Annotated in this window: 19 protein-coding genes; 7 read left to right on the top strand and 12 right to left on the bottom strand. The window is 57.3% G+C overall.

The genetic code is table 11. The features are described from left to right. Positions 1-20: 20 nt before the first annotated feature. The 5 genes from C1Y43_RS10965 to pmbA form a co-directional block, all read right to left on the bottom strand. Positions 21-317, bottom strand: a complete 297-nt coding sequence (locus tag C1Y43_RS10965) for a DUF4312 family protein (protein ID WP_021509726.1) — start codon at positions 315-317, stop codon at positions 21-23. A 2-nt stretch (positions 318-319) separates the two neighbouring features. Continuing rightward, on the bottom strand, positions 320-676 hold the full coding sequence (locus C1Y43_RS10960; RefSeq protein ID WP_021509727.1) for an SFCGS family glycine-rich protein: 357 nt from the start codon (positions 674-676) through the stop codon (positions 320-322). 19 nt (positions 677-695) lie between these two features. Beyond that, entirely contained in the window at positions 696-1,034 is a 339-nt protein-coding gene (locus tag C1Y43_RS10955; protein WP_010617110.1) for a glycine dehydrogenase, read from the bottom strand. A gap of 263 nt (positions 1,035-1,297) precedes the next feature. Beyond that, a complete protein-coding gene (gene cybC, locus C1Y43_RS10950) occupies positions 1,298-1,684 on the bottom strand; it encodes a cytochrome b562 (protein WP_021509728.1) in 387 nt (128 codons plus the stop codon). A gap of 72 nt (positions 1,685-1,756) precedes the next feature. Then, positions 1,757-3,097, bottom strand: coding sequence for a metalloprotease PmbA (gene pmbA, locus C1Y43_RS10945; protein WP_058775743.1), 1,341 nt, complete (start codon positions 3,095-3,097; stop codon positions 1,757-1,759). Positions 3,098-3,212: 115 nt separating this feature from the next. On the opposite strand from pmbA, the gene yjgA reads away from it, so the two are divergent. Continuing rightward, the gene (yjgA, locus tag C1Y43_RS10940) at positions 3,213-3,755 is read left to right on the top strand and encodes a ribosome biogenesis factor YjgA (RefSeq protein WP_058759857.1); all 543 of its coding nucleotides are present in this window, start codon (positions 3,213-3,215) and stop codon (positions 3,753-3,755) included. 238 nt (positions 3,756-3,993) lie between these two features. Here yjgA and mpl read toward each other — a convergent pair whose 3' ends face one another. Continuing rightward, positions 3,994-5,349 (bottom strand): UDP-N-acetylmuramate:L-alanyl-gamma-D-glutamyl-meso-diaminopimelate ligase, encoded by a 1,356-nt coding sequence (gene mpl, locus C1Y43_RS10935; RefSeq protein WP_058771333.1) that lies wholly within the window; start codon positions 5,347-5,349, stop codon positions 3,994-3,996. Positions 5,350-5,517: 168 nt separating this feature from the next. Between mpl and fbp the strand changes: the two genes are divergently transcribed. Then, positions 5,518-6,525: a class 1 fructose-bisphosphatase gene (fbp, locus tag C1Y43_RS10930; RefSeq protein WP_021509731.1), complete on the top strand. Its 1,008-nt coding sequence runs from the start codon at positions 5,518-5,520 to the stop codon at positions 6,523-6,525. Between the two features lie 177 nt (positions 6,526-6,702). On the opposite strand, the gene C1Y43_RS10925 is transcribed toward fbp, so the two are convergent. After that, positions 6,703-6,966 carry a helix-turn-helix transcriptional regulator gene (locus C1Y43_RS10925; RefSeq protein ID WP_021509732.1) on the bottom strand — a complete coding sequence of 88 codons (264 nt, stop codon included), beginning with the start codon at positions 6,964-6,966 and terminating at the stop codon, positions 6,703-6,705. A gap of 91 nt (positions 6,967-7,057) precedes the next feature. Between C1Y43_RS10925 and C1Y43_RS10920 the strand changes: the two genes are divergently transcribed. Beyond that, complete coding sequence (locus C1Y43_RS10920) at positions 7,058-7,348, top strand: helix-turn-helix domain-containing protein (RefSeq protein ID WP_104188208.1); 291 nt, start codon at positions 7,058-7,060, stop codon at positions 7,346-7,348. A 97-nt stretch (positions 7,349-7,445) separates the two neighbouring features. Here C1Y43_RS10920 and C1Y43_RS10915 read toward each other — a convergent pair whose 3' ends face one another. Continuing rightward, positions 7,446-9,005 (bottom strand): methyl-accepting chemotaxis protein, encoded by a 1,560-nt coding sequence (locus tag C1Y43_RS10915; protein ID WP_104188442.1) that lies wholly within the window; start codon positions 9,003-9,005, stop codon positions 7,446-7,448. 172 nt (positions 9,006-9,177) lie between these two features. Here C1Y43_RS10915 and C1Y43_RS10910 point away from each other — a divergent pair, with 172 nt between their 5' ends. The 3 genes from C1Y43_RS10910 (at position 9,178) to ppa (ending at position 10,738) form a co-directional block, all read left to right on the top strand. Beyond that, positions 9,178-9,591 (top strand): lysozyme inhibitor LprI family protein, encoded by a 414-nt coding sequence (locus C1Y43_RS10910; protein WP_104188206.1) that lies wholly within the window; start codon positions 9,178-9,180, stop codon positions 9,589-9,591. A gap of 66 nt (positions 9,592-9,657) precedes the next feature. Then, the gene (locus C1Y43_RS10905) at positions 9,658-10,107 is read left to right on the top strand and encodes a DUF441 domain-containing protein (RefSeq protein WP_021509736.1); all 450 of its coding nucleotides are present in this window, start codon (positions 9,658-9,660) and stop codon (positions 10,105-10,107) included. Positions 10,108-10,207: 100 nt separating this feature from the next. Further along, positions 10,208-10,738: an inorganic diphosphatase gene (gene ppa, locus C1Y43_RS10900; RefSeq protein ID WP_021509737.1), complete on the top strand. Its 531-nt coding sequence runs from the start codon at positions 10,208-10,210 to the stop codon at positions 10,736-10,738. 80 nt (positions 10,739-10,818) lie between these two features. Here ppa and C1Y43_RS10895 read toward each other — a convergent pair whose 3' ends face one another. Genes C1Y43_RS10895 through C1Y43_RS10885 form a run of 3 tightly spaced genes read right to left on the bottom strand, consistent with a single transcriptional unit; the run spans position 10,819 to position 16,681 of the window. Continuing rightward, the gene (locus C1Y43_RS10895) at positions 10,819-11,172 is read right to left on the bottom strand and encodes a gamma-glutamylcyclotransferase (RefSeq protein ID WP_031280151.1); all 354 of its coding nucleotides are present in this window, start codon (positions 11,170-11,172) and stop codon (positions 10,819-10,821) included. Positions 11,173-11,174: 2 nt separating this feature from the next. After that, positions 11,175-14,945 carry a translocation/assembly module TamB domain-containing protein gene (locus C1Y43_RS10890; RefSeq protein ID WP_104188205.1) on the bottom strand — a complete coding sequence of 1,257 codons (3,771 nt, stop codon included), beginning with the start codon at positions 14,943-14,945 and terminating at the stop codon, positions 11,175-11,177. Further along, entirely contained in the window at positions 14,942-16,681 is a 1,740-nt protein-coding gene (locus tag C1Y43_RS10885) for an autotransporter assembly complex family protein (RefSeq protein WP_031280152.1), read from the bottom strand. The genes C1Y43_RS10890 and C1Y43_RS10885 overlap by 4 nt, the downstream gene beginning before the upstream one ends. A 454-nt stretch (positions 16,682-17,135) precedes the next feature. Here C1Y43_RS10885 and C1Y43_RS10880 point away from each other — a divergent pair, with 454 nt between their 5' ends. Continuing rightward, the gene (locus C1Y43_RS10880) at positions 17,136-18,479 is read left to right on the top strand and encodes a hemolysin family protein (RefSeq protein ID WP_021509741.1); all 1,344 of its coding nucleotides are present in this window, start codon (positions 17,136-17,138) and stop codon (positions 18,477-18,479) included. A gap of 56 nt (positions 18,480-18,535) precedes the next feature. On the opposite strand, the gene C1Y43_RS10875 is transcribed toward C1Y43_RS10880, so the two are convergent. After that, positions 18,536-18,742 carry a DUF1107 domain-containing protein gene (locus tag C1Y43_RS10875; protein WP_031280153.1) on the bottom strand — a complete coding sequence of 69 codons (207 nt, stop codon included), beginning with the start codon at positions 18,740-18,742 and terminating at the stop codon, positions 18,536-18,538. Positions 18,743-18,990: the final 248 nt, after the last annotated feature.

The following is an 18,990-nucleotide window of genomic DNA, read 5'->3' as shown; positions in this document are numbered from 1 at the left end:
TACCCTTGTTGTCGTTATTCTTACGTTGCTGTGAAGGTCACGCTCTCGGTGTCGATCACAGTGACGCTGACAGTAATTTCCAGCTCCACGCTGTAATTCCGCCGTTCACGCGCGAGGAAGAAGAACAGAAATTTCTCCTTCCGCACGCTCTCCTGCGCGCGCAGCACCCGCACATCGAGCGGTTCAATGCGCAACAGAATTTTCTGGCTGGTGCGCAGCACCTGCTGCTGCACCTTGCTGAGCGCATCGGCGAAGGCTTTTGCTTTGCTGTCGCCTTTGCCCTGCACCGTAACCTGCGTCTCATACTGTTGTTTCATGCTTAGCTGCCGTGTTTTTTATTCCAGGCCTGCACCAGACGCTCACCCAGCTCTTCTTTATCCATGAAGCCAAAACCGAGCACGGTGGCACCTTCGTTGATGGCGGTTACCCCTTCGTCAACCGAACGCATGCCGTGTTTGGCTTTGTAGCCGTACTTGTTCTGCGCGGTGATGGCACCGGCACCGCCGCTGCCGCAGAAGGAGATGCCGAAATCAGCGTTTTCCGCCTTCATCACATCGCCCAGTTTCATATCCGCCGCCACGCCCGGCACCACTACTGCCCGGCCGCCGGCTTTTTCCACGCCAGCTGCCACTTTCTGTCCTTTACCCAGACGATCGCCAATCACTACCGTTACCATATTCCGTTCCTCTCTCAATTCATGCTTCGTTCGATTTCGCCACTTCGATATGCACCGACAGCAGCCAGGCTTCTTCGACAGGCAAATTGCCAAACAGATCCACCACCTGCTGCGCCAGCGCCATGGTCTCAGGCGAGATGTCCTCAAACAGTTCGGCTTCGACGTCCGGCAGCGCCTCTCCGGTGAGAGAGCGAGCCGCCATGGCGCGGACATGTGAGGCCAGCATTTGCTGTTGCACCGCGTTGGCTGCAATGTGGTGCGCGGCATACAGCGCCGCGATTTGATTCATCACCTTATCCGCCAGCGCCTGGATTGCCTCCGGCGTGCTCGGTTTCAGCGGGACAGCATCACTCCTCACCTTGTTACTCCTGTTTACAGCGGACAATGTCAGATAATTCGCGTTGAGAAGAAATTACGCTGTCTGCCTGGGAGTGTGGAGACGCAACATTTCCACCTCAAAGTGGAAATCCCACGGGCGACTGTGCGCCAGATCGCACGATGCACGAACTATGCGAGTTCGCTCACGAAATGCATGAAATGAGGTAAAAAGCGGGATAAAAACGGTGGAATGACGCGAGGCCGCGGCAGGAATAAGGCCAGCCTGCAGGCTGGCCCGGTTTATCAACGGAATTTCTTATGGTTGGCGTTACGGATGTCTTCCAGTTTCTTCGCTTCGGTTTTCGCCTCGTCCAGCTTGTTAGCCTGCGCCAGCTGGTCGACAACGTCGATCTGGGCAATCAGTGAGTCCAGACCGGCGTGGTAATCCTTGATCTGTGCGCTGTCAGCGCCCTGACCTTCCAGTTTTTCCGGCGTGGATTTTTTTGCATCCTGCGCAGCGGCACGCATCTTGCCCAGTGCAGCGTGCATTTCCTGGGCGTCAGAGGTTTTCTTAACGACACTCAGCCCGTCTTTCAGGGTATCCATATCCTGCTCCAGGTCAGCCGCGAACAGGCTGGCTGAAGAGAACAGCAACGACAAAGACAACATAGCAATCACATGCTTACGCATAACGTTTTCCTTTAATTATTATCAGGCGAAAAAAAAGCAGCCGCTGTGGGCTGCTTTCATCAAGCGATGTCTTTATTGTCCGGCGATTTTCATCTCCGGCAGCAGCACCGATCCGCATTGTATATTGCTGCGCGTTTCAATGTCGTTACCGACCGTTACCATATTGAGCCACATATCTTTGAGGTTGCCCGCAATTGTGATCTCGCTCACAGGGTATTGAATTTCACCGTTTTCAACCCAGAAGCCAGCCGCACCGCGTGAGTAGTCGCCGGTCATGGCGCTGACGCTGGAACCCATCATCTCGGTAACGATCAAACCGCGCCCCATCTGCTTCACCAGATCGTCAAAGCTGTGGCCCTGACCGGCGATGCGCCAGTTATGAATGCCGCCCGCGTGGCCGGTGCTTTGCAGGCCAAGCTTACGCGCCGAATAGCTGGTCAGCAGCCAGTTCTGCAGCACGCCATCTTTCACGATTTCGCGCGCTTCGGTGCGTACGCCTTCGCTGTCGAACGGCGTCGAGGCCAGCCCTTTCAGCAGGTGCGGCTTCTCTTCAATCGTCAGCCACGACGGCAGAATCTGCTGGCCCAGCGCGTCGAGCAGGAAGGTGGATTTGCGGTAAACGCTGCTGCCGCTGATCATGCCCACCAGATGGCCGAACAGGCCAGTGGCCACTTCCGGCGCAAACAGCACCGGCGCTTTCATGGTCGGCAGCTTACGTGGCGAAAGACGTGCCAGCACGCGGCGCGCGCACTCCGCGCCCACCCAGTCGGCGCTTTGCAGATCGCCCATCGCGCGGCCAATGGTGTAGGCGTAGTCGCGCTCCATGTCACCATTGTGCTCGGCAATGACGCAGCTCGACAGCGAATGCCGGCTCGAGCAGTAGCTCTGCAGCATGCCGTGACTGTTACCAAAGACTTTGATACCGACGTGGCTGTTAAAGCTGCCCCCTTCGGTATTGGTGATGCGCTTATCAGCCTGCAGCGCGGCCTGCTCGGCTTGCGCGGCCAGCTCAATGGCGCGATCGGCGTCGATCTCCCACGGGTGATAGAGATCAAGATCCGGCGCCTCAAACGCCAGCAGATCGCGCTCGGCCGGCGCAGCACAGGGATCGGGCGAGGTATAGCGCGCGATATCGATCGCCGCCTGCACGGTGCGCTTAATCGCGTCCGGGCTGAGATCGGTCGAGGAAGCACTGCCTTTGCGGTTTTGGTGATAGACGGTGATGCCAAGCGCGCCATCGCTGTTGAATTCGACGTTTTCCACTTCGCCGTAGCGGGTACTGACACCGATTCCGGTGGTTTTGGTGACCGCCACTTCTGCTCCGTCGGTGCTGGCTTGCGCCAGTTCCAGCGCCTGCGCGACAGCCTGTTCCAACACTTTACGTTGTTCTGCAACCTGAGTAGATACGTTCATCGACCTGCCGTCTAATCTTAAGTATGAATTTATTGAGTCTATCAGACTCAGAGAACAATTTCGCAGTCGCCCGATAAACTGGTAGGATTAGCCTCTTTTTTTAGGGAGCCAACAGATGACGAAGCAGCCCGAAGACTGGCTCGACGATGTGCCGGATAATCAGGAAGAAGAAGACGAAGAGATTATCTGGGTCAGTAAAAGTGAAATTAAACGCGACGCCGAGGAGCTGAAACGCCTGGGCGCCGAGTTAGTGGATTTAGGGAAGAACTCCCTGGATAAGATCCCGCTTGATGAACAGCTGCGTGACGCCATTGAACTGGCGCAGCGCATTAAGAAGGAAGGCCGCCGCCGCCAGCTGCAGCTGATTGGTAAAATGCTGCGTCAGCGCGACGAAGAGCCAATCCGCCTGGCGCTGGATAAGCTGAAGAACCGCCACAACCAGCAGGTTGCGCTGTTCCACAAGCTGGAGCAGCTGCGCGATCGGCTGATTGAACAGGGTGATGACGCGGTGGCGGAAGTGCTGAATCTCTATCCGCACGCCGACCGTCAGCAACTGCGCAGTATGATCCGCAACGCGCAGAAAGAGAAAGCCGCCAGTAAGCCGCCAAAAGCCGCCCGCCAGATTTTCCAGTACCTGCGCGAGCTGGCTGAAGCGTAAGTCCGCTGCGGACGGTTGCCCTGCCCTCACCCTAACCCTCTCCCGCAAGCGGGAGAGGGAATGTAAAGCGCAGTGCTGGGGTAGCTGAAGCACAGTGCTGAGGTAGCTGAGGCAGTATGCCGAGGTAGCTGAGGACGAACGCTGAATGTGACGTCCGCACCGGGCGGCCCCTTCTCCCGCTTGCGGGAGAAGGCTGGGATGAGGGCAGATCGCCTCTCGGCCCAGGGCCGGCCACGCATTACTTACCTAACCGCTCCAGCAGTTTCTGATGAATCCCGCCAAAGCCGCCGTTGCTCATCACCAGAATCGAATCACCCGGCTGCGCCGCTTTAGCCACCATCTCCACCAGCGTATCAATGTCCGCGCTCCAGTGCGCCGGCTGAATGCAGGCGTCCGCAACGTCCGCGACCTGCCACGGAATGTGGTGCGGCTGGAACAGGAATACCTCATCGGCACGCCCTAACGAAGGGGCCAGTTCGTTCTTGCTCACGCCCATCTTCATGGTATTAGAGCGCGGCTCAAGCACCGCCAGAATGCGTGCGGTGCCGCCGACTTTACTGCGCAGCGCCGCCAGCGTAGCGAGAATCGCCGTTGGGTGATGGGCAAAATCGTCATACACCTTAATCGCGTTCACTTCGCCGCGTAGCTCGAGGCGACGACGCGCGTTAATGAAGCTGTTCAGCGCCTCGCCGGCATCGCACGGCTTCACGCCAACGTGACGTGCGGCGGCAATCGCCATCAGGCCGTTGTGCATGTTGTGTTCGCCGACCAGCGCCCAGTTCACTTCCGCCACTTTCTCACCGTCGAGCCACGCTTCCCAGCGCGAGGCATCCGGCACCAGCTTCTTCGCCTGCCAGCGACCATTGTCGCCCACGCTCTCCTGCTCGCTCCAGCAGCCCATCGCCATCACCTGCTTAATGTTGTGATCGTGTTCCGGCAGCAGGATCTTGCCCTGACCCGGCACGATGCGCACCAGATGGTGGAACTGCTTCTGGATCGCCCGCAGATCGTCGAAGATGTCGGCATGATCGAACTCAAGGTTGTTGAGGATCAGGGTGCGCGGGCAGTAATGTACAAACTTGGAACGCTTGTCGAAAAACGCGCAGTCGTACTCATCCGCCTCAATGACGAAGAATGGACTTTTTCCTAATTTTGCCGATACGTCGAAGTTACCCGGCACCCCACCAATAATAAAGCCTGGTTCCAGGCCGCAGGCCTCGAGAATCCACGCTGCCATGCCGGCTGTGGTGGTTTTGCCATGGGTACCGGCCACCGCCAGTACCCAGCGATCGCGCAGCACGAAATCGTGCAGCCATTGCGGTCCGGAAAGGTAAGGAATGTTGCGTTCCAGCACCGCTTCCACACACGGGTTGCCGCGCGTCATGGCGTTGCCAATGATCACCAGATCCGGTGCCGGGTCCAGCTGAGAAGCATCGTAACCTTCAGTTAATTCAATGCCTTGCTGTTGCAGCAGCGTGCTCATCGGCGGATAGACATTGGCATCTGAACCGGTCACTTCGTGTCCGAGCGAGCGGGCCAGCATCGCCAGTCCGCCCATAAAAGTGCCACAAATCCCAAGGATGTGAATGCGCATAAAAAGATCCATTACTCAAAAGTTCGGCGCACAGTGTAACGCCGAGTCCGGAGGGAAGAAACGGATTAGGACTATGGTTTTTGAAGTTCAATCGGCTAAACTGCGTACGCATACGTTGGTAGCTTGTTACAGCTGCTGCCACTCCATCGTAGATTCAGGGAATGTGTTATGAAAACGTTAGGCGAATTCATCGTCGAGAAGCAACACGACTTTCCTCACGCCACAGGTGAACTGACGGCGCTGATTTCCTCCATCAAGCTGGGCGCAAAAATCATCCACCGCGACATCAACAAAGCGGGTCTGGTGGATATTCTTGGGGCCAGCGGCGTAGAGAACGTGCAGGGTGAGCAGCAGATGAAGTTGGATCTGTTCGCTAACGAAAAGCTGAAAGCGGCACTGAAGGCGCGCGGTGTGGTCGCGGGGATTGCTTCCGAAGAAGAAGATGAGTTTGTCATCTTTGAAGGTTCGGAGAACGGTAAGTACGTAGTATTGATGGACCCGCTGGATGGTTCTTCGAACATCGACGTTAACGTTTCCGTCGGCACCATTTTCTCGATTTATCATCGTATTAGCGAGCCAGGCACGCCGATCACTGAAGCCGATTTCATGCAACCGGGCCACAAGCAGGTTGCTGCAGGTTACGTGGTGTACGGTTCCTCAACCATGATGGTGTACACCACTGGCGTGGGCGTTCATGCCTTCACTTACGATCCGTCGCTCGGTGTGTTCTGCCTGAGCCACGAACGCATGACCTTCCCGGAAAAAGGCTACACCTACTCGATCAACGAAGGGAACTACATCCGCTTCCCGCAGGGCGTGAAAAAGTACCTGAAGTTCTGCCAGGAAGAAGATGTATCAACGAAGCGCCCTTACACCTCACGTTACATCGGTTCGCTGGTGGCGGATTTCCACCGCAACCTGCTGAAAGGCGGCATTTATCTTTATCCCAGCACCGCCAGCCACCCGAAAGGCAAGCTGCGCCTGCTGTATGAGTGCAACCCAATGGCCTTCCTCGCCGAACAGGCGGGCGGTAAAGCCAGCGACGGTAAAAACCGTATCCTCGATATTCAGCCGGAAACGCTGCACCAGCGCTGCCCGTTCTTCTGCGGTAATGATGCGATGGTCGACGACGTTGAACGCTTCATGCGTGAGTTCCCGGACGAACATCAGGCGTAATGTAAGCGGGTATTTAACATGCCTGCGTGTGAAGCCTGTTAGTAAATGATTTTCGGTCGCCATTAATGGCGACCCTACAGGTTGATGGCACGGTTTATGTTGGGTGCGCATTTATGCGCACCGGCATACAGAGATTAATTGCAATTAAATCGGCACTACGCCGTTGCCCAGGCTTACTTATTTTTTATTTCTGATTCTTGCCTGACGATTAATTAATTCACCATTCTCCGCATAATAACGACTCGGCCAGATCTCAGCCGGCGAAATACCAATTGCTTCGGCAATAATTAATTCCCCTTTCGGCCACGGACGCGCCAGCGCGTTGGCTAACGTGGTGGAACATAATCCCGCCTGTCGGGATAACGCCGCCATTGAGGTTCCCTTTTTACGCAGCGCCGCAATGATATCGGCCGGATGCCAGTCTGACTTCGCATTATTCACGCAACTCTCCTTAGTTCGCTTATCCATTCCCGTAACGATACTACGTTACTCGTAGTATCTGACAAGCGCTAAATCTACGATTCTCGTAGTCATGAAACCGACCTCCTCGCTGCAAGACACTTTTTGTCGACGCCTGAAACAAGCGCGTCTGGCGAAAGGTTTGTCGCAGAAAGGATTGGGTATTGCCGCAGGGATTGAAGAGTTTTCTGCCAGCGCGCGTATTAATCGCTATGAACTGGGCGTGCATAAACCGGACTTATTAACGCTGCAATTACTGGCGCAGGTGCTGGAAGTGCCGGCAGCCTATTTCCTGGCGGAAGATGATCGGCTGGCAGCCATGATTCTGGCATTTCCCGCCGGTCTGAACAGCGGTGCACAATAACACGCACCGCTTACATTACCGCGTTATCTTCTCCCGCGTCGCCATCCATCAGGGCGAACGCAGGCAACGTTACCGGTCATCCCTGACCCCACCCTGATTATGCTGTCGCCACGCGGAACTGTGCCATAGATGCCTGCAACTGCTGCGACTGCGCTTCGAGCGACTGCGTAGCGGCGCTGGCCTGCTCCACCAGCGCGGCGTTTTGCTGTGCGGCTTCATCCATCTGCGTCACCGCCTGGTTAACCTGTTCAATACCGCGGCTCTGCTCTTCCGAGGCGATGGAGATCTCCTTCATCAGCGCGGTCACCCGCATCACTTCGCTGGAGATCTCATCCATGGTTTCGCCAGCGCGCGTGGCCATGTCGCTGCCCTCTTTGACCCGCGTCTGTGATTCGCTGATCAACTCACGAATCTCTTTGGCGGCGCTGGCGCTGCGCCCGGCCAGGGTGCGCACTTCGTTGGCAACCACGGCAAAACCGCGCCCCTGCTCACCGGCACGCGCCGCTTCCACCGAAGCGTTGAGCGCCAGGATGTTGGTCTGGAACGCAATACCGTCGATCACGCTGAGAATATCGGCGATCCGATCGGAGCTGTGGGTGATTTCACGCATCTTCTCCATTACGTAGCACACCACTTCCGCGCCGCGGTCGGCGGTATCGGACACGCTACTGGCCAGCTGATTGGCCTGCTGCGCGTTACTGGCGTTAAGCCGGACGGTAGCCGTGAGCTGCTCCATGCTGGCGGCAGTCTGCTCCAGCGAGGCCGCCGACTCTTCCGTGCGCTGCGACAGATGCACCGTGCCCGCGGACAGCTCGCGGCTGCCGACGTCAATCTGCAGGCTGGCTTCACGCACCTGGCTGACCGAGTTGCGCAGTGCCAGCTGCATTCCCGTCAGCGCCTGATTCAGACGGCCAATTTCGTTATTGGCCGCTGCCGGCAGCGGCTGCGACAGATCGCCGGCTGCAATCTGCTCCAGATGCTGGATCGCCCCGTCCAGCGGACGCAGTAGCGCGCGGCGCAGCAGCTGCCAGGCCAGTGCAATCAGCAACAGAGTCAGCGCGACGGCGACGCCAATCATGATCTTCATCTGCAGTTCGTTGTGCGCCGCTGCCGCCAGACGTGCGGCAGAGACCTCGTCGGCATACAGGCTGAAGTCGTTCACTGCCTTCGAATAGTTAGCCGCCAGCTGCGACAGGTTGCCTTCCAGCACCTGGTAATACTCATCGGTATACTGCTTTTGCAGCGCATCCATCATGGGTGCCATGGCACCTTTTTGATACGCGCTGAACGCGGCCGCGACCGCATCGGCGAGGCTTTTGCCCTGCGCGGTAACGGTACCGGCATCAATAAACGCGGTAAGATGGCGTTGCGAGCTGGCGACATCCGCCTGCGCCTGTTTGGTGACGGTCGCACCCTCGTCCAGCAGGCCGATTTCGATTTTGCGCACCGCCAGCGCGGCGCTGGCGCGGGCACGCATCAAATCGGCGTTGCTCTGATACAGGCTGTTGAGTTCAATGCCCTGAATACGGTTGATGGCGTCAAGTGACTGGTTGCCGGAATTGATGGCGTAGATGCCCATAGCGCTCACTGCCAGCAGCAGCAGCGTCATAAAGGCCAGAAGAGAGAGTAAAGCCGTGCGTATAGATAGCTGTGTGATCATGATAATTCCCGTGCGCTTTAAAAAAGGGAGAATCCAGTAGCCCTAAAACGGAGAGATTATCGGCAGTGACCGGGGGAAACTTTATCCTTCATTGATGGTCAACCTGATTACGATCATCTACGCTTCAGATTTCCTGAAGTTCGTAGCGCTAAAAGCAAGGAATGTAACGATGAAAAAATGGCTTCCGCTCGCCTTTCTGTTCGCGTCCAGCGTGGCAATGGCACAGCAAAACCCTATCGATCAGCAGCTCAATCAATGCCTGAATAAAGAGTCCAGCACCGCCGGCATGTCGCAGTGCTACAGCACGGCCAATAAGGCGTGGGACAAAGAGATGAATGCGCAATATAGCCAGCTGATGAAGAAATTAACCGGTGAGCCCAAAGACAAACTGCGTAATGCGCAGCGCGCCTGGCTGGCCTACCGTGATAGCTGGACCGATGCCAGCCGCAGCTATTTCCTCAGCAGTCAGGGCTCCATGGCGGCGCTGTCAGTGGGCGCGCAGGGCGTCAGTCTGGTGCGCAACCAGGCACTGATGCTGCAATCAATCAACAAAGGCAGTTGCGCCAATCCCGATGATTGTTGATAAATGGGGGCGTTAAACACGCTTAGCGCTGGCCACGGTCAGCGGCCCATTATTCACGGAGAAACCATGGCTGCCTACGCCTCGACCCTCATACTTATCTGCCTCGCCATCCTGAGCTACTTCGTCCACAACAGCGCCGTCACCATTTCGATTCTCATCCTGCTGGTGATTAAGCTCACGCCGCTGGCACAGTTCTTTCCCTACGTCGAAAAGCAGGGCATCCAGATTGGTATCATCATTCTCACCGTGGCCGTCATGGCACCGCTGGCAAGCGGCACGCTGCCGGCCTCGTCGCTGCTGAAATCCTTTGCTAACTGGCAGTCGATTGTGGCGATTATCGTTGGCGTGTTTGTTGCCTGGCTCGGCGGTCGCGGCGTCAGTTTAATGAGCGTGCAGCCGTCGGTGATTGGTGGGTTGCTGATTGGCACGGTGATTGGTGTGGCGTTCTTTCGCGGTGTGCCGGTCGGGCCGCTAATCGCGGCAGGGATTGTGTCGCTGTTTGTCACCACGAAGTAGCCTGCTGGACCATTCCGAAACGCCAAAAAGGGGGCATACTTTCAGAGTCAGTTGGCTATAATAGCCGTCACTCAACTTACGACTAATGAAGGAAAGCCAGATGAGTTTGAACCAGGTGCCTGCAGGTAAAGATCTGCCAGAAGATATCTATGTCGTCATCGAGATCCCGGCCAACGCCGATCCGATCAAATATGAAGTGGACAAAGAGTCTGGCGCCCTGTTTGTAGACCGTTTCATGTCTACCGCCATGTTCTATCCGTGCAACTACGGTTACATCAACCACACGCTGTCTCTGGATGGTGACCCGGTTGACGTACTGGTGCCAACCCCGTATCCGCTGCAGCCAGGTTCAGTCATCCGCTGCCGTCCGGTGGGCGTGCTGAAGATGACCGACGAATCAGGTGAAGATGCCAAACTGGTAGCGGTTCCGCACACCAAGCTGAGCAAAGAGTACGATCACATTAAAGATGTGAACGACCTGCCAGAACTGCTGAAAGCGCAGATTACCCACTTCTTCGAGCACTACAAAGATCTGGAAAAAGGCAAATGGGTGAAGGTTGACGGCTGGGACAACGCGGAAGCGGCTAAAGCTGAAATCATCTCCTCTTTCGAGCGCGCACAGAAGAAATAAGTTTTCTGTCAGCGCTGCCGCATCGCTATGTATGGCGATCGGCAGATAAAAAAACACCGCCCACTGGGCGGTGTTTTTATTTACGCTTCTGCGGCGTCATCGCGCCGTAACCAGTCGCCACTCGCGATGCGGGTGCGCCCGGCAATCGAACGCTGATACACGTACAGCCAGGCGCTGCCGTAGGGCGTCTGGATCAGCTGGCGCTTATACTCGCCGTTCTTGCTGCGCAAGGCATCCAGCTCGCCGAGGGTGCTGGCGTCGATGCGATACACTTCGCAGTACACCGTGCCGTCCCCCTCAACCACGCCCGGATAGTGACCGAGATTGTAGAGCGCAAACCCTTCAATCTGATGGTCGCCGAGCCATTGCGCATTGGTCATCCAATGACTATTTCCCTGCTTGCGCCGTAAACTGCCGTAGACAATTATTCGCATTGCTAAAACTCAAACTGATAGAGCAAATCCAGTGCCTGATCGAGACCCGACACGGCTTCCAAATAGAGTTTGGGCATCAGGCGATAACGCAAAGTGAGCGTCGCCAGTGAATCAAATATGCCAACACCGTATTTTACCTGCAGACCCGGCAGCACATAACCACTCACCTGCACCTGCTGGCTGTCGCCGACACCGGTGGTATCAAGCGCAAGGTTACTGACGCCGAAGGTCTCGCCGATTTTACCCATAACCTGACCACTTTGTGCAACCCCCAGTCCAACCAGCGCCGAGGTTAAGGCGTTGCTGTCGCCATCGCTGCTGAGTCCCTGACCGCGTAACAGGTAAGACAGCGCCTCCTGCTGCGACATTGCCGGGTCGGAGAAGACCTCTACCTTCGGCTCGTCGGCCAGCCCGGTGACGCGCAGACCGGCTGTCACATCATCTTCGGTGGCTTCCGGGTTACGAATCGCCTCCAGGTTGACGTACGGCTGATCCGGCGGACCGGCGAACTGCAGCTCGCCTTTACGCACAATCAGATCCTGACCATACGCGTGGAAACGGCCGGAAGGAATATTGATTTGTCCGTTTAAGCCCAGGCCGGTTTTATCCTGCACCAGTTTGAGATCGCCGTTGAGGCGCGCTTTCAGGCCAAAGGCCGAGAGGCGCACATCGTTGCCGACGTGGATCACCAGATTGCTGTTGATCGGGATCGCGGCGGTTTTCGGCTGAATCGGCTTGAGGTTCTCATCCAGCATCACCTCATCCGACGACACGCCGGTAGCGCTCTCCGGCACTTCCTGCACCGTGATGCGCGCCCACGGAATATCAACCTTGCCGTCAAGATTGAACGCCGCCGGTGTGGCTTCAAACGCCAGGTCCGGCGAAACGTCCATCCGCACCATCGGCGGAACGGTAACGCGAATACGGCTGCCCTGCGCAGTAACGCGCGCGCGCCAGTTATCCAGCTGGCTCCAGTCCGCGTTGCCACCCAGATTGAGGTTACCCTGCTGCGTCTGGATCAGGCCGTTGAGCGTGGAACTCATGCCGTTAAACACCAGGTTGAGATTGGCCGAGGTGAGATCGACTGGCATAAAGCTGCCGTCCACATCAACATCGCTCAGTCCCAGCTGACCAAAGATCTGCGGCTGCTGCAACGTGCCGCCGAGACGCAGATTGCTGTTGAGGTTGCCTTTGATCTTCTCGCCCTGCATCAGCGCCGGGTTGAGCATCGCCAGCGAAATGTTGCTGATGCCGATGTTGCCTGACAGCTGGCGGCGATTCTCCGGATCGGCGATCTGCACGTTGCCGCTCAGCTGACCGTTATTCACGATGTGAATCAGCCAGTCGAGCTGCGCGCGTCCATTACGCAGCGCCGCATTCAGGTTGAGCGTGTCGAAGGCGATCGGCAGGTTATTCCCCTGCACATCCTGCACCACTTTTACGCCGTTTCCTTTAAGCGATACCGTGCCGGTCGGCAGCGCGCCGTCGGCGGTCCAGTTCACGCGTGCATCACCGCTGAATACGCCGTTCAGCTGGGTGGCATCGGTGAGGAACGGCTTGATCATCGCCAGATCGAAGCGGTTCAGCACCACGTGCGCATGGCCGCTGGCACCGGCCTCGATCGGCTCCGGCACGCACAGCTGCGCGTTGGGGTTTTGCCAGCAGTGCGGCCCGATGGTGGCGCTCTGTTTGCTGTTCAGGTAGTCAATCGTCATCGCGCGCGTCAGGCGCCATTCGCCCACCGGCGTGTCAAAACGCGTATTGTTGAGATTACCCTGCCAGCGCTGCGTCTGGCGGTCAAAGCTGCCGTTGAGCGCCAGCTGGCCGGAGACCGGCTCGCCCTGCACGTTGAGTTTCAGCTGATGCTGCTTCTCGTTACCGTCGGCGTTGAGCGTCAGCAGGCCGATCTTAAGCGCGTCCTGCTGTAGCTGCTCCACGCGCAGCTGCAGTTTACCGGCGACCTGATCGCTGGATTTCACATCGCTCTGCAGCGTGACACGGCGGATCTGCAACTGCTGCCAGCGCAGGCCGCTGGCGGTAAGATCGGCCAGAAGCTGGGGCGCCTGCAGCGTACCGCGCGCTTTGATGGTGCCTTTGGCTACGCCGCCGAGGCCCGGCAGCGCGTTATCCAGATGCGGTGCATCGACACTGGCATCCAGATTTAGCGCGTCGCCCAGTTCGCCCTTCACGTCCAGATGGTTGCGCCCCAGCGCGATGTCAATGCCGGGGATTTTCCACTGATTGTAACTGTTGCCGGTCAGCGAGCCTTCGGCGCTCACCGCGTTCTGTTTCACATTGCCCTTCAGCGCCAGCTGCGGCACGCTAAGCTGCCAGCTACCGCCGTACAGGCTGCCGCGCGTGGTGATTTTACCGTCGAGCTTTGCCGGCCAGTCAGGATACTGTTTAGCGGTATTGATGCCCGCCAGCGTCAGTTCGCTGCGCCAGCTGATGGCTTTGCTCCAGTCCACCAGCGCGCTAAGGTCAATGTTGCCCTGCAGCGCCGCCACGCGAAGTTTATCCAGGCTGAACTGCTGCACGTTGCCTTTACCGTCCAGTGTAATGGTGGCCGGCGGCACCGCTTCGCCCTTCACCGCGGTGCGCAGCGACATCACATAGTCGGTGGCTTTGCCGCTGAACTGGTAGTCGAGATTATCCGCCTGATACTGCACCGGACCGGTCAGCGGCCAGCGCAGCTGCGGGCTGGTGAGTTTGAGCGACAGCGGCAGACCGGCTACCGCCGGCTGCGCGGCGGCGTCCAGCTGAGCACGCACCGGCCCCGAGAGGTTCAGGCCCAGCTTCAGCTCGTCGCGCATTGCCCCGGCGAGGTTCAGTTTGATCTTCTCGCCTTTAATCGGATCGAGATTCAGCGAGCCGTTGAGCACAAAATTGACCGGCCAGTTATCCGCCAGCCGGGCATCGCCGCTGGCGTTGAGCTGTCCCTGCGGCGAGTCGACGTCAAAGGTCTCCAGCTGCACATGCCGGTCGGTAGTTTTGGCCTTCAGCAGCAGACGCGTAATCGCCACATCCGTATCGCCGGTGATGCGCAACTGCTCACCCAACAGCTGCTGCACGTTGATATCGAGTGGCAGCTGGAAATCCGGCAGTGCCGGCAGCAGCGGCTCGGCAAACATCGCCTGCAGCGTTTCGCCCAGCGGTTTCTCATCCGGCTGCGGCTGCTGCACTTTAGGCTGCACCACCTGTTCGTCAGCCACTTTCGCCGCCTTCGGCAGCGCGATCAGCAGGCTCTGGATATGGGTGGGATTGAGCGTCAGCGCGCGATCCTGCCACTGCAGGCCGCTGGTGAAGTCGAGCAGTGAAATGGCGGTGTCATCGACTTTGACGTTAATGTTATGCAGGCTGACCCGGCTCAGGGTAATCGGGTATGGCGTGCTGAGATTGCTGCTGCCGCTCTCCTCTTCCGGCGGCGGCGCACTGGCGGGCGTCATTTTTTTGCTGTCGACCACCACGCTGACATCCTGCAGCGCGATATCGTTCACGCACACCGAGGAGTGCAGCAGGCAGTTGAGGTTGAGCGCCAGATGGAAGCGCCCGGCATCCACGCTGACGCCCGGCATCTGGTATTTCACACCGCTCAGCGTCAGATCGCGCCAGCCGCCTTCCACCTTGTTAATCGACAGGCCCGGCACCCAGCGATCGGCACCTTTAAACAACAGATGCAATCCGGGCGTGGTGCCCACCAGAAACGCCACGCTGGCCAACAGCACCAGCACGAAAATACCGATACCGATCAGGACCTTTTTCCACAGCTTCATAGTTCAGGCCCCAGTCCTACATAAAATTGCAATCCATGCTCCTTGTCGTCACCAATCGGGCGCGCGATATCAAACTTGATCGGCCCTACCGGAGAAGACCAGCGCACGCCGAAGCCTGCACCGGTTTTAACATTACTCTGCTTGATGTCGTTGACCGCTTCGCCGGAGTCGACGAATACCGCGCCCCACCATTTGCCCGAGACGTTGTACTGATACTCGAGCGAGCCGGTGGCCAGTTTTGAGGCACCGGTGAGTTTGCCTTCGTCATCGCGCGGCGAGATATCTTTGTATTTGTAACCGCGAATGCTGCGGTCACCGCCGGCGAAGAAGCGCAGATCGGGCGGCACTTTTTCGAAATCGTTGGTTTCAATCCAGCCAAGGTTACCGCGCGCCACAAAGCGATGCTTCTCGCCCAGCGTGCGGATCCACACGTTCTGCGCCTGCAGGATCAGGAAGTCGACGTCTGAACCCCAGGTGGTGTCCGACACGTCTACCGAGTAGCGCTGTGAATCGCCCCAGGTCGGCATCAGGCCGCCGCGCGAACGGGTGCGGTTCAGGCTGACGCCCGGATAGAGCAGCATGGTGGTGTTGGTGACGCTGCCCTGAGTAAAGTGGTCGAGACTCCAGCGCAGGTTAACCGCGCGCTGCCAGCCGGAGCTGCTGTCCCAGTTACGCGACATCGCCAGCGTGGTGGTGTCCGATTTGGTGTCGTTGAGATCGGTGCGTTTCAGGCCGCCGGAGAAGGTGTAGTACTGCTCCAGCGGACTTTTCAGCAGCGGCACTTTATAGCTGAGATCAAGCTGCTGCTCCGGCGCGGAGATATAGGCGCTGGAGGTCAGGCTGTGGCCGCTGTCGTTGATCCACGGCTTTTTCCACGTACCTTTCAGCCGCGGTCCGACGTCCGTCGAGTAACCGACACCAGCTTCGATGGTGTTCTCCACGCGCGGCGACACGGCGGCGCTGAGCGGCAGCACTTTGGTCTGGCGCCCTTTATCGAACTCAGGTGCCACGACGACAGAATTAAACCAGCCGGTGGCGGAGAGGCGACGATTGAGTTCGGCCAAATCGCGTGAGCTGTAGGGATCGCCCTTTTTGAACGGCACCAGGTTGCGCAGATAGGCTTCATTGATTTGCGAGCCCTCAAAGCTGACATCGCCGAAGCGATAGCGCGGGCCGCTGTCGTAGTCGATATCCCAGAATGCTAAACGCCGTTCGACCGAGACACCAAGCTGGCTCTGCTTAAAGTCACCGTCGAAGTAACCATTACGCAGCGCCAGGCTGGAGAAGCCGTTTTTGAATTTATCGTAGTCGCCGTGATTAAGCTGGCTGCCGACTTTAGGCCTGCCCTGCTTCACCCACGCCTGATAGTCAGGATCGTCTTTCGCGGCACCTTCCACCACGATGGTGCTGCCGCCAATCTTCACCGGCTCACCGGCGGTGACGCGGGCAATCAGCACCGGACGGCCACCCTGCGGCGGTGCCGGGCGTGATTCAAAGTCGATCTGCGGCTCGTAATAGCCGAGCGCGCGCAGGCCTTCTTTGATCGCGGCAGCCACGCGCGCCTGGAAACGGCCGTCGTTCGACACCTCGTCACTGCCGATAGTGGACAAGCGCGCCCTGACGTTTTTCTGTAACTCCCCGGTCAGGCCTTCCAGCTGCAGTCGCACTTTGGCTGCCTCAACAGCAGGTGCGGCAAGCAGCAGGCTGGCCAAGCAATAAGCATGAAATCGCGGCACGCGTACTCCTGTTAATAATGCCTGCCCCTATTCCGCAGGGGCGTTAACTCTGGTGGAAAGGGTATCACCACACCTTGCATACCCATCAGCATAGCCGCTCTTTTTTGCGAGCGGCTGCGTAAAAACGGCCGCTAAGCCAAATCGACTGCTATTGTCGGTAAATGTGCGTACCGATACAACAACGAAGCCGTGCTTCTGCGCACCACCAGCCGCCACTCGGATTAATCCGAGCCGGCCAATCACGCCGCTGGCGGCAGCAATAGCGCTGCTGCTATAATCAGCGACCAGCAGGCCTCGCCTGCACGCATTTCTGCCCCGACGTTAACGTGACTTTGTCGAACTGGCGCAGACATTTTTGGCACGGATAGCCCTGTTTGACGGGTAAGTACCGGATGTACGCCTCTTCGCGCTGCCCAGGCCAAAAATGACAAGTGATTAACCCAACGGATCTTTTATGCTTGATAGCCTGCTTGTCATTCTTTTACTGATCGTAATCAGTTCATTTTTTTCTCTGTCGGAGATCTCGCTGGCGGCTGCCCGCAAGATCAAACTGAAACTGCTGGCCGATGAAGGCAACATCAACGCGCAGCGCGTGCTGAAGATGCAGGAACAGCCTGGCATGTTCTTCACCGTGGTACAGATTGGCCTCAACGCCGTCGCGATTCTCGGCGGTATCGTCGGCGATGCGGCGTTTTCGCCCGCCTTCAGCAGCCTGTTCAACCGCTTTATGGAGCCGGAACTGGCGGATCAGCTCAGCTTTATCTGCTCCTTCACCATCGTCACCAGCCTGTTTATTCTGTTTGCCGACCTGACGCCAAAACGCGTCGGCATGATCGCGCCGGAAGCCATCGCGCTGCGCATCATCAATCCGATGCGCTTCTGCCTGCTGGTTTTCCGCCCGCTGGTATGGCTGTTCAATGGCCTGGCCAACGTGTTCTTTCGCATCTTTAAGCTGCCGATGGTGCGTAAAGATGACATCACCTCGGATGACATTTACGCGGTGGTAGAAGCGGGCGCGCTGGCCGGCGTGCTGCGTAAGCAGGAGCACGAGCTGATCGAGAACGTGTTTGAGCTGGAATCACGCACCGTGCCTTCGTCCATGACCTCGCGTGAAAATATCGTGTGGTTCGATCTGCACGAAGACGAAACCAGCCTGAAAACCAAAATCGCGCAACACCCGCATTCGAAGTTTCTGGTGTGCGACGGCGATATCGACCATATCGTTGGTTACGTTGATTCCAAAGAGCTGCTGCTGCGCGTGCTGGGCAACCAAAGCATGACGCTCAACAGCGGCGTGCAGATTCGTTCGGCGCTGATTGTGCCGGATACACTGACGCTGTCAGAGGCGCTGGAGAGTTTTAAAACCGCCGGCGAAGACTTCGCGGTGATCATGAACGAATATGCGCTGGTGGTCGGGATTATCACGCTTAATGACGTGATGACCACGCTGATGGGCGATCTGGTCGGTCAGGGGCTGGAAGAGCAGATTGTGGCGCGCGACGAGAATTCCTGGCTGGTGGAAGGCGGTACGCCGATTGATGACGTGATGCGCGTGCTGGATATCGACGAGTTCCCGCAGTCCGGCAACTACGAGACCATCGGCGGCTTTATGATGTATATGCTGCGTAAGATCCCCAAACGCACCGATTTCGTCAAATTCTCTGGCTACAAATTCGAGGTGGTGGATATCGACAGCTACCGCATCGACCAGCTGCTGGTGACGCGCATTGATGACCGCCCGCCGGTGCTGAATGTGTCGAAGAGTACGCTGGATGAGTCTGAAGGGCCTGCCGCGTAGCAGTGATCGTGCGGTTACAGAAAGATTCAGGGCGCCAGCGGCGCCCTTTCTTTTGCTTAGTTGTACTCGGCTTGCAGCCGCAGCACCTGGCGGTTGATTTCTGACATCACGCTAAGGTGCTGTTTATCCTTGACGCGCGGCAACATGACTTTGCCTTTGTCGAACTCAAACGCGCCAACATCCTTGATGTACAACCTTCCTTTAAATAGCGTCTTTACATATTTCGCAATTTGCAGCGGATTATAGCGCTGGAAGATCTTCATGCTGTTTAACTCCTGAACAGATGTAATACGCTTCGCCGTTGCCAAATTCGGTACGAGCCCTTGAAGCGCAAATGAGGCATAACTATAGAACATGATTCCTTGCCGATGTTCCGAAAAAATGGATTTTTTACTGAATTGACACATCATTACAGAGAACTCTGTCATAACGATCACAAAATCCAGTATAAACCTTCATTGGTTAAGGAATTGTGGCATGGGTTACAAAGCTGCTATCTCATCGCGACAGG

The organism is Pantoea sp. ICBG 828, from assembly GCF_002928355.1.
GTDB classification, from domain to species: Bacteria; Pseudomonadota; Gammaproteobacteria; order Enterobacterales; family Enterobacteriaceae; genus Pantoea; species Pantoea dispersa.
Note: the sequence above shows the minus strand (reverse complement) of the source record. Positions and strands in the feature narration are given on the sequence as shown.

What these genes read in the sequence shown, in the direction of transcription:
- C1Y43_RS10965 (WP_021509726.1), bottom strand. Translation starts at nt 317, where the DNA reads ATGAAACAACAGTATGAGACGCAGGTTACGGTGCAGGGCAAAGGCGAC.
- C1Y43_RS10960 (WP_021509727.1), bottom strand. Translation starts at nt 676, where the DNA reads ATGGTAACGGTAGTGATTGGCGATCGTCTGGGTAAAGGACAGAAAGTG.
- cybC (WP_021509728.1), bottom strand. Translation starts at nt 1,684, where the DNA reads ATGCGTAAGCATGTGATTGCTATGTTGTCTTTGTCGTTGCTGTTCTCT.
- pmbA (WP_058775743.1), bottom strand. Translation starts at nt 3,097, where the DNA reads ATGAACGTATCTACTCAGGTTGCAGAACAACGTAAAGTGTTGGAACAG.
- yjgA (WP_058759857.1), top strand. Translation starts at nt 3,213, where the DNA reads ATGACGAAGCAGCCCGAAGACTGGCTCGACGATGTGCCGGATAATCAG.
- mpl (WP_058771333.1), bottom strand. Translation starts at nt 5,349, where the DNA reads ATGCGCATTCACATCCTTGGGATTTGTGGCACTTTTATGGGCGGACTG.
- fbp (WP_021509731.1), top strand. Translation starts at nt 5,518, where the DNA reads ATGAAAACGTTAGGCGAATTCATCGTCGAGAAGCAACACGACTTTCCT.
- C1Y43_RS10920 (WP_104188208.1), top strand. Translation starts at nt 7,058, where the DNA reads ATGAAACCGACCTCCTCGCTGCAAGACACTTTTTGTCGACGCCTGAAA.
- C1Y43_RS10910 (WP_104188206.1), top strand. Translation starts at nt 9,178, where the DNA reads ATGAAAAAATGGCTTCCGCTCGCCTTTCTGTTCGCGTCCAGCGTGGCA.
- C1Y43_RS10905 (WP_021509736.1), top strand. Translation starts at nt 9,658, where the DNA reads ATGGCTGCCTACGCCTCGACCCTCATACTTATCTGCCTCGCCATCCTG.
- ppa (WP_021509737.1), top strand. Translation starts at nt 10,208, where the DNA reads ATGAGTTTGAACCAGGTGCCTGCAGGTAAAGATCTGCCAGAAGATATC.
- C1Y43_RS10895 (WP_031280151.1), bottom strand. Translation starts at nt 11,172, where the DNA reads ATGCGAATAATTGTCTACGGCAGTTTACGGCGCAAGCAGGGAAATAGT.
- C1Y43_RS10890 (WP_104188205.1), bottom strand. Translation starts at nt 14,945, where the DNA reads ATGAAGCTGTGGAAAAAGGTCCTGATCGGTATCGGTATTTTCGTGCTG.
- C1Y43_RS10880 (WP_021509741.1), top strand. Translation starts at nt 17,136, where the DNA reads ATGCTTGATAGCCTGCTTGTCATTCTTTTACTGATCGTAATCAGTTCA.
- C1Y43_RS10875 (WP_031280153.1), bottom strand. Translation starts at nt 18,742, where the DNA reads ATGAAGATCTTCCAGCGCTATAATCCGCTGCAAATTGCGAAATATGTA.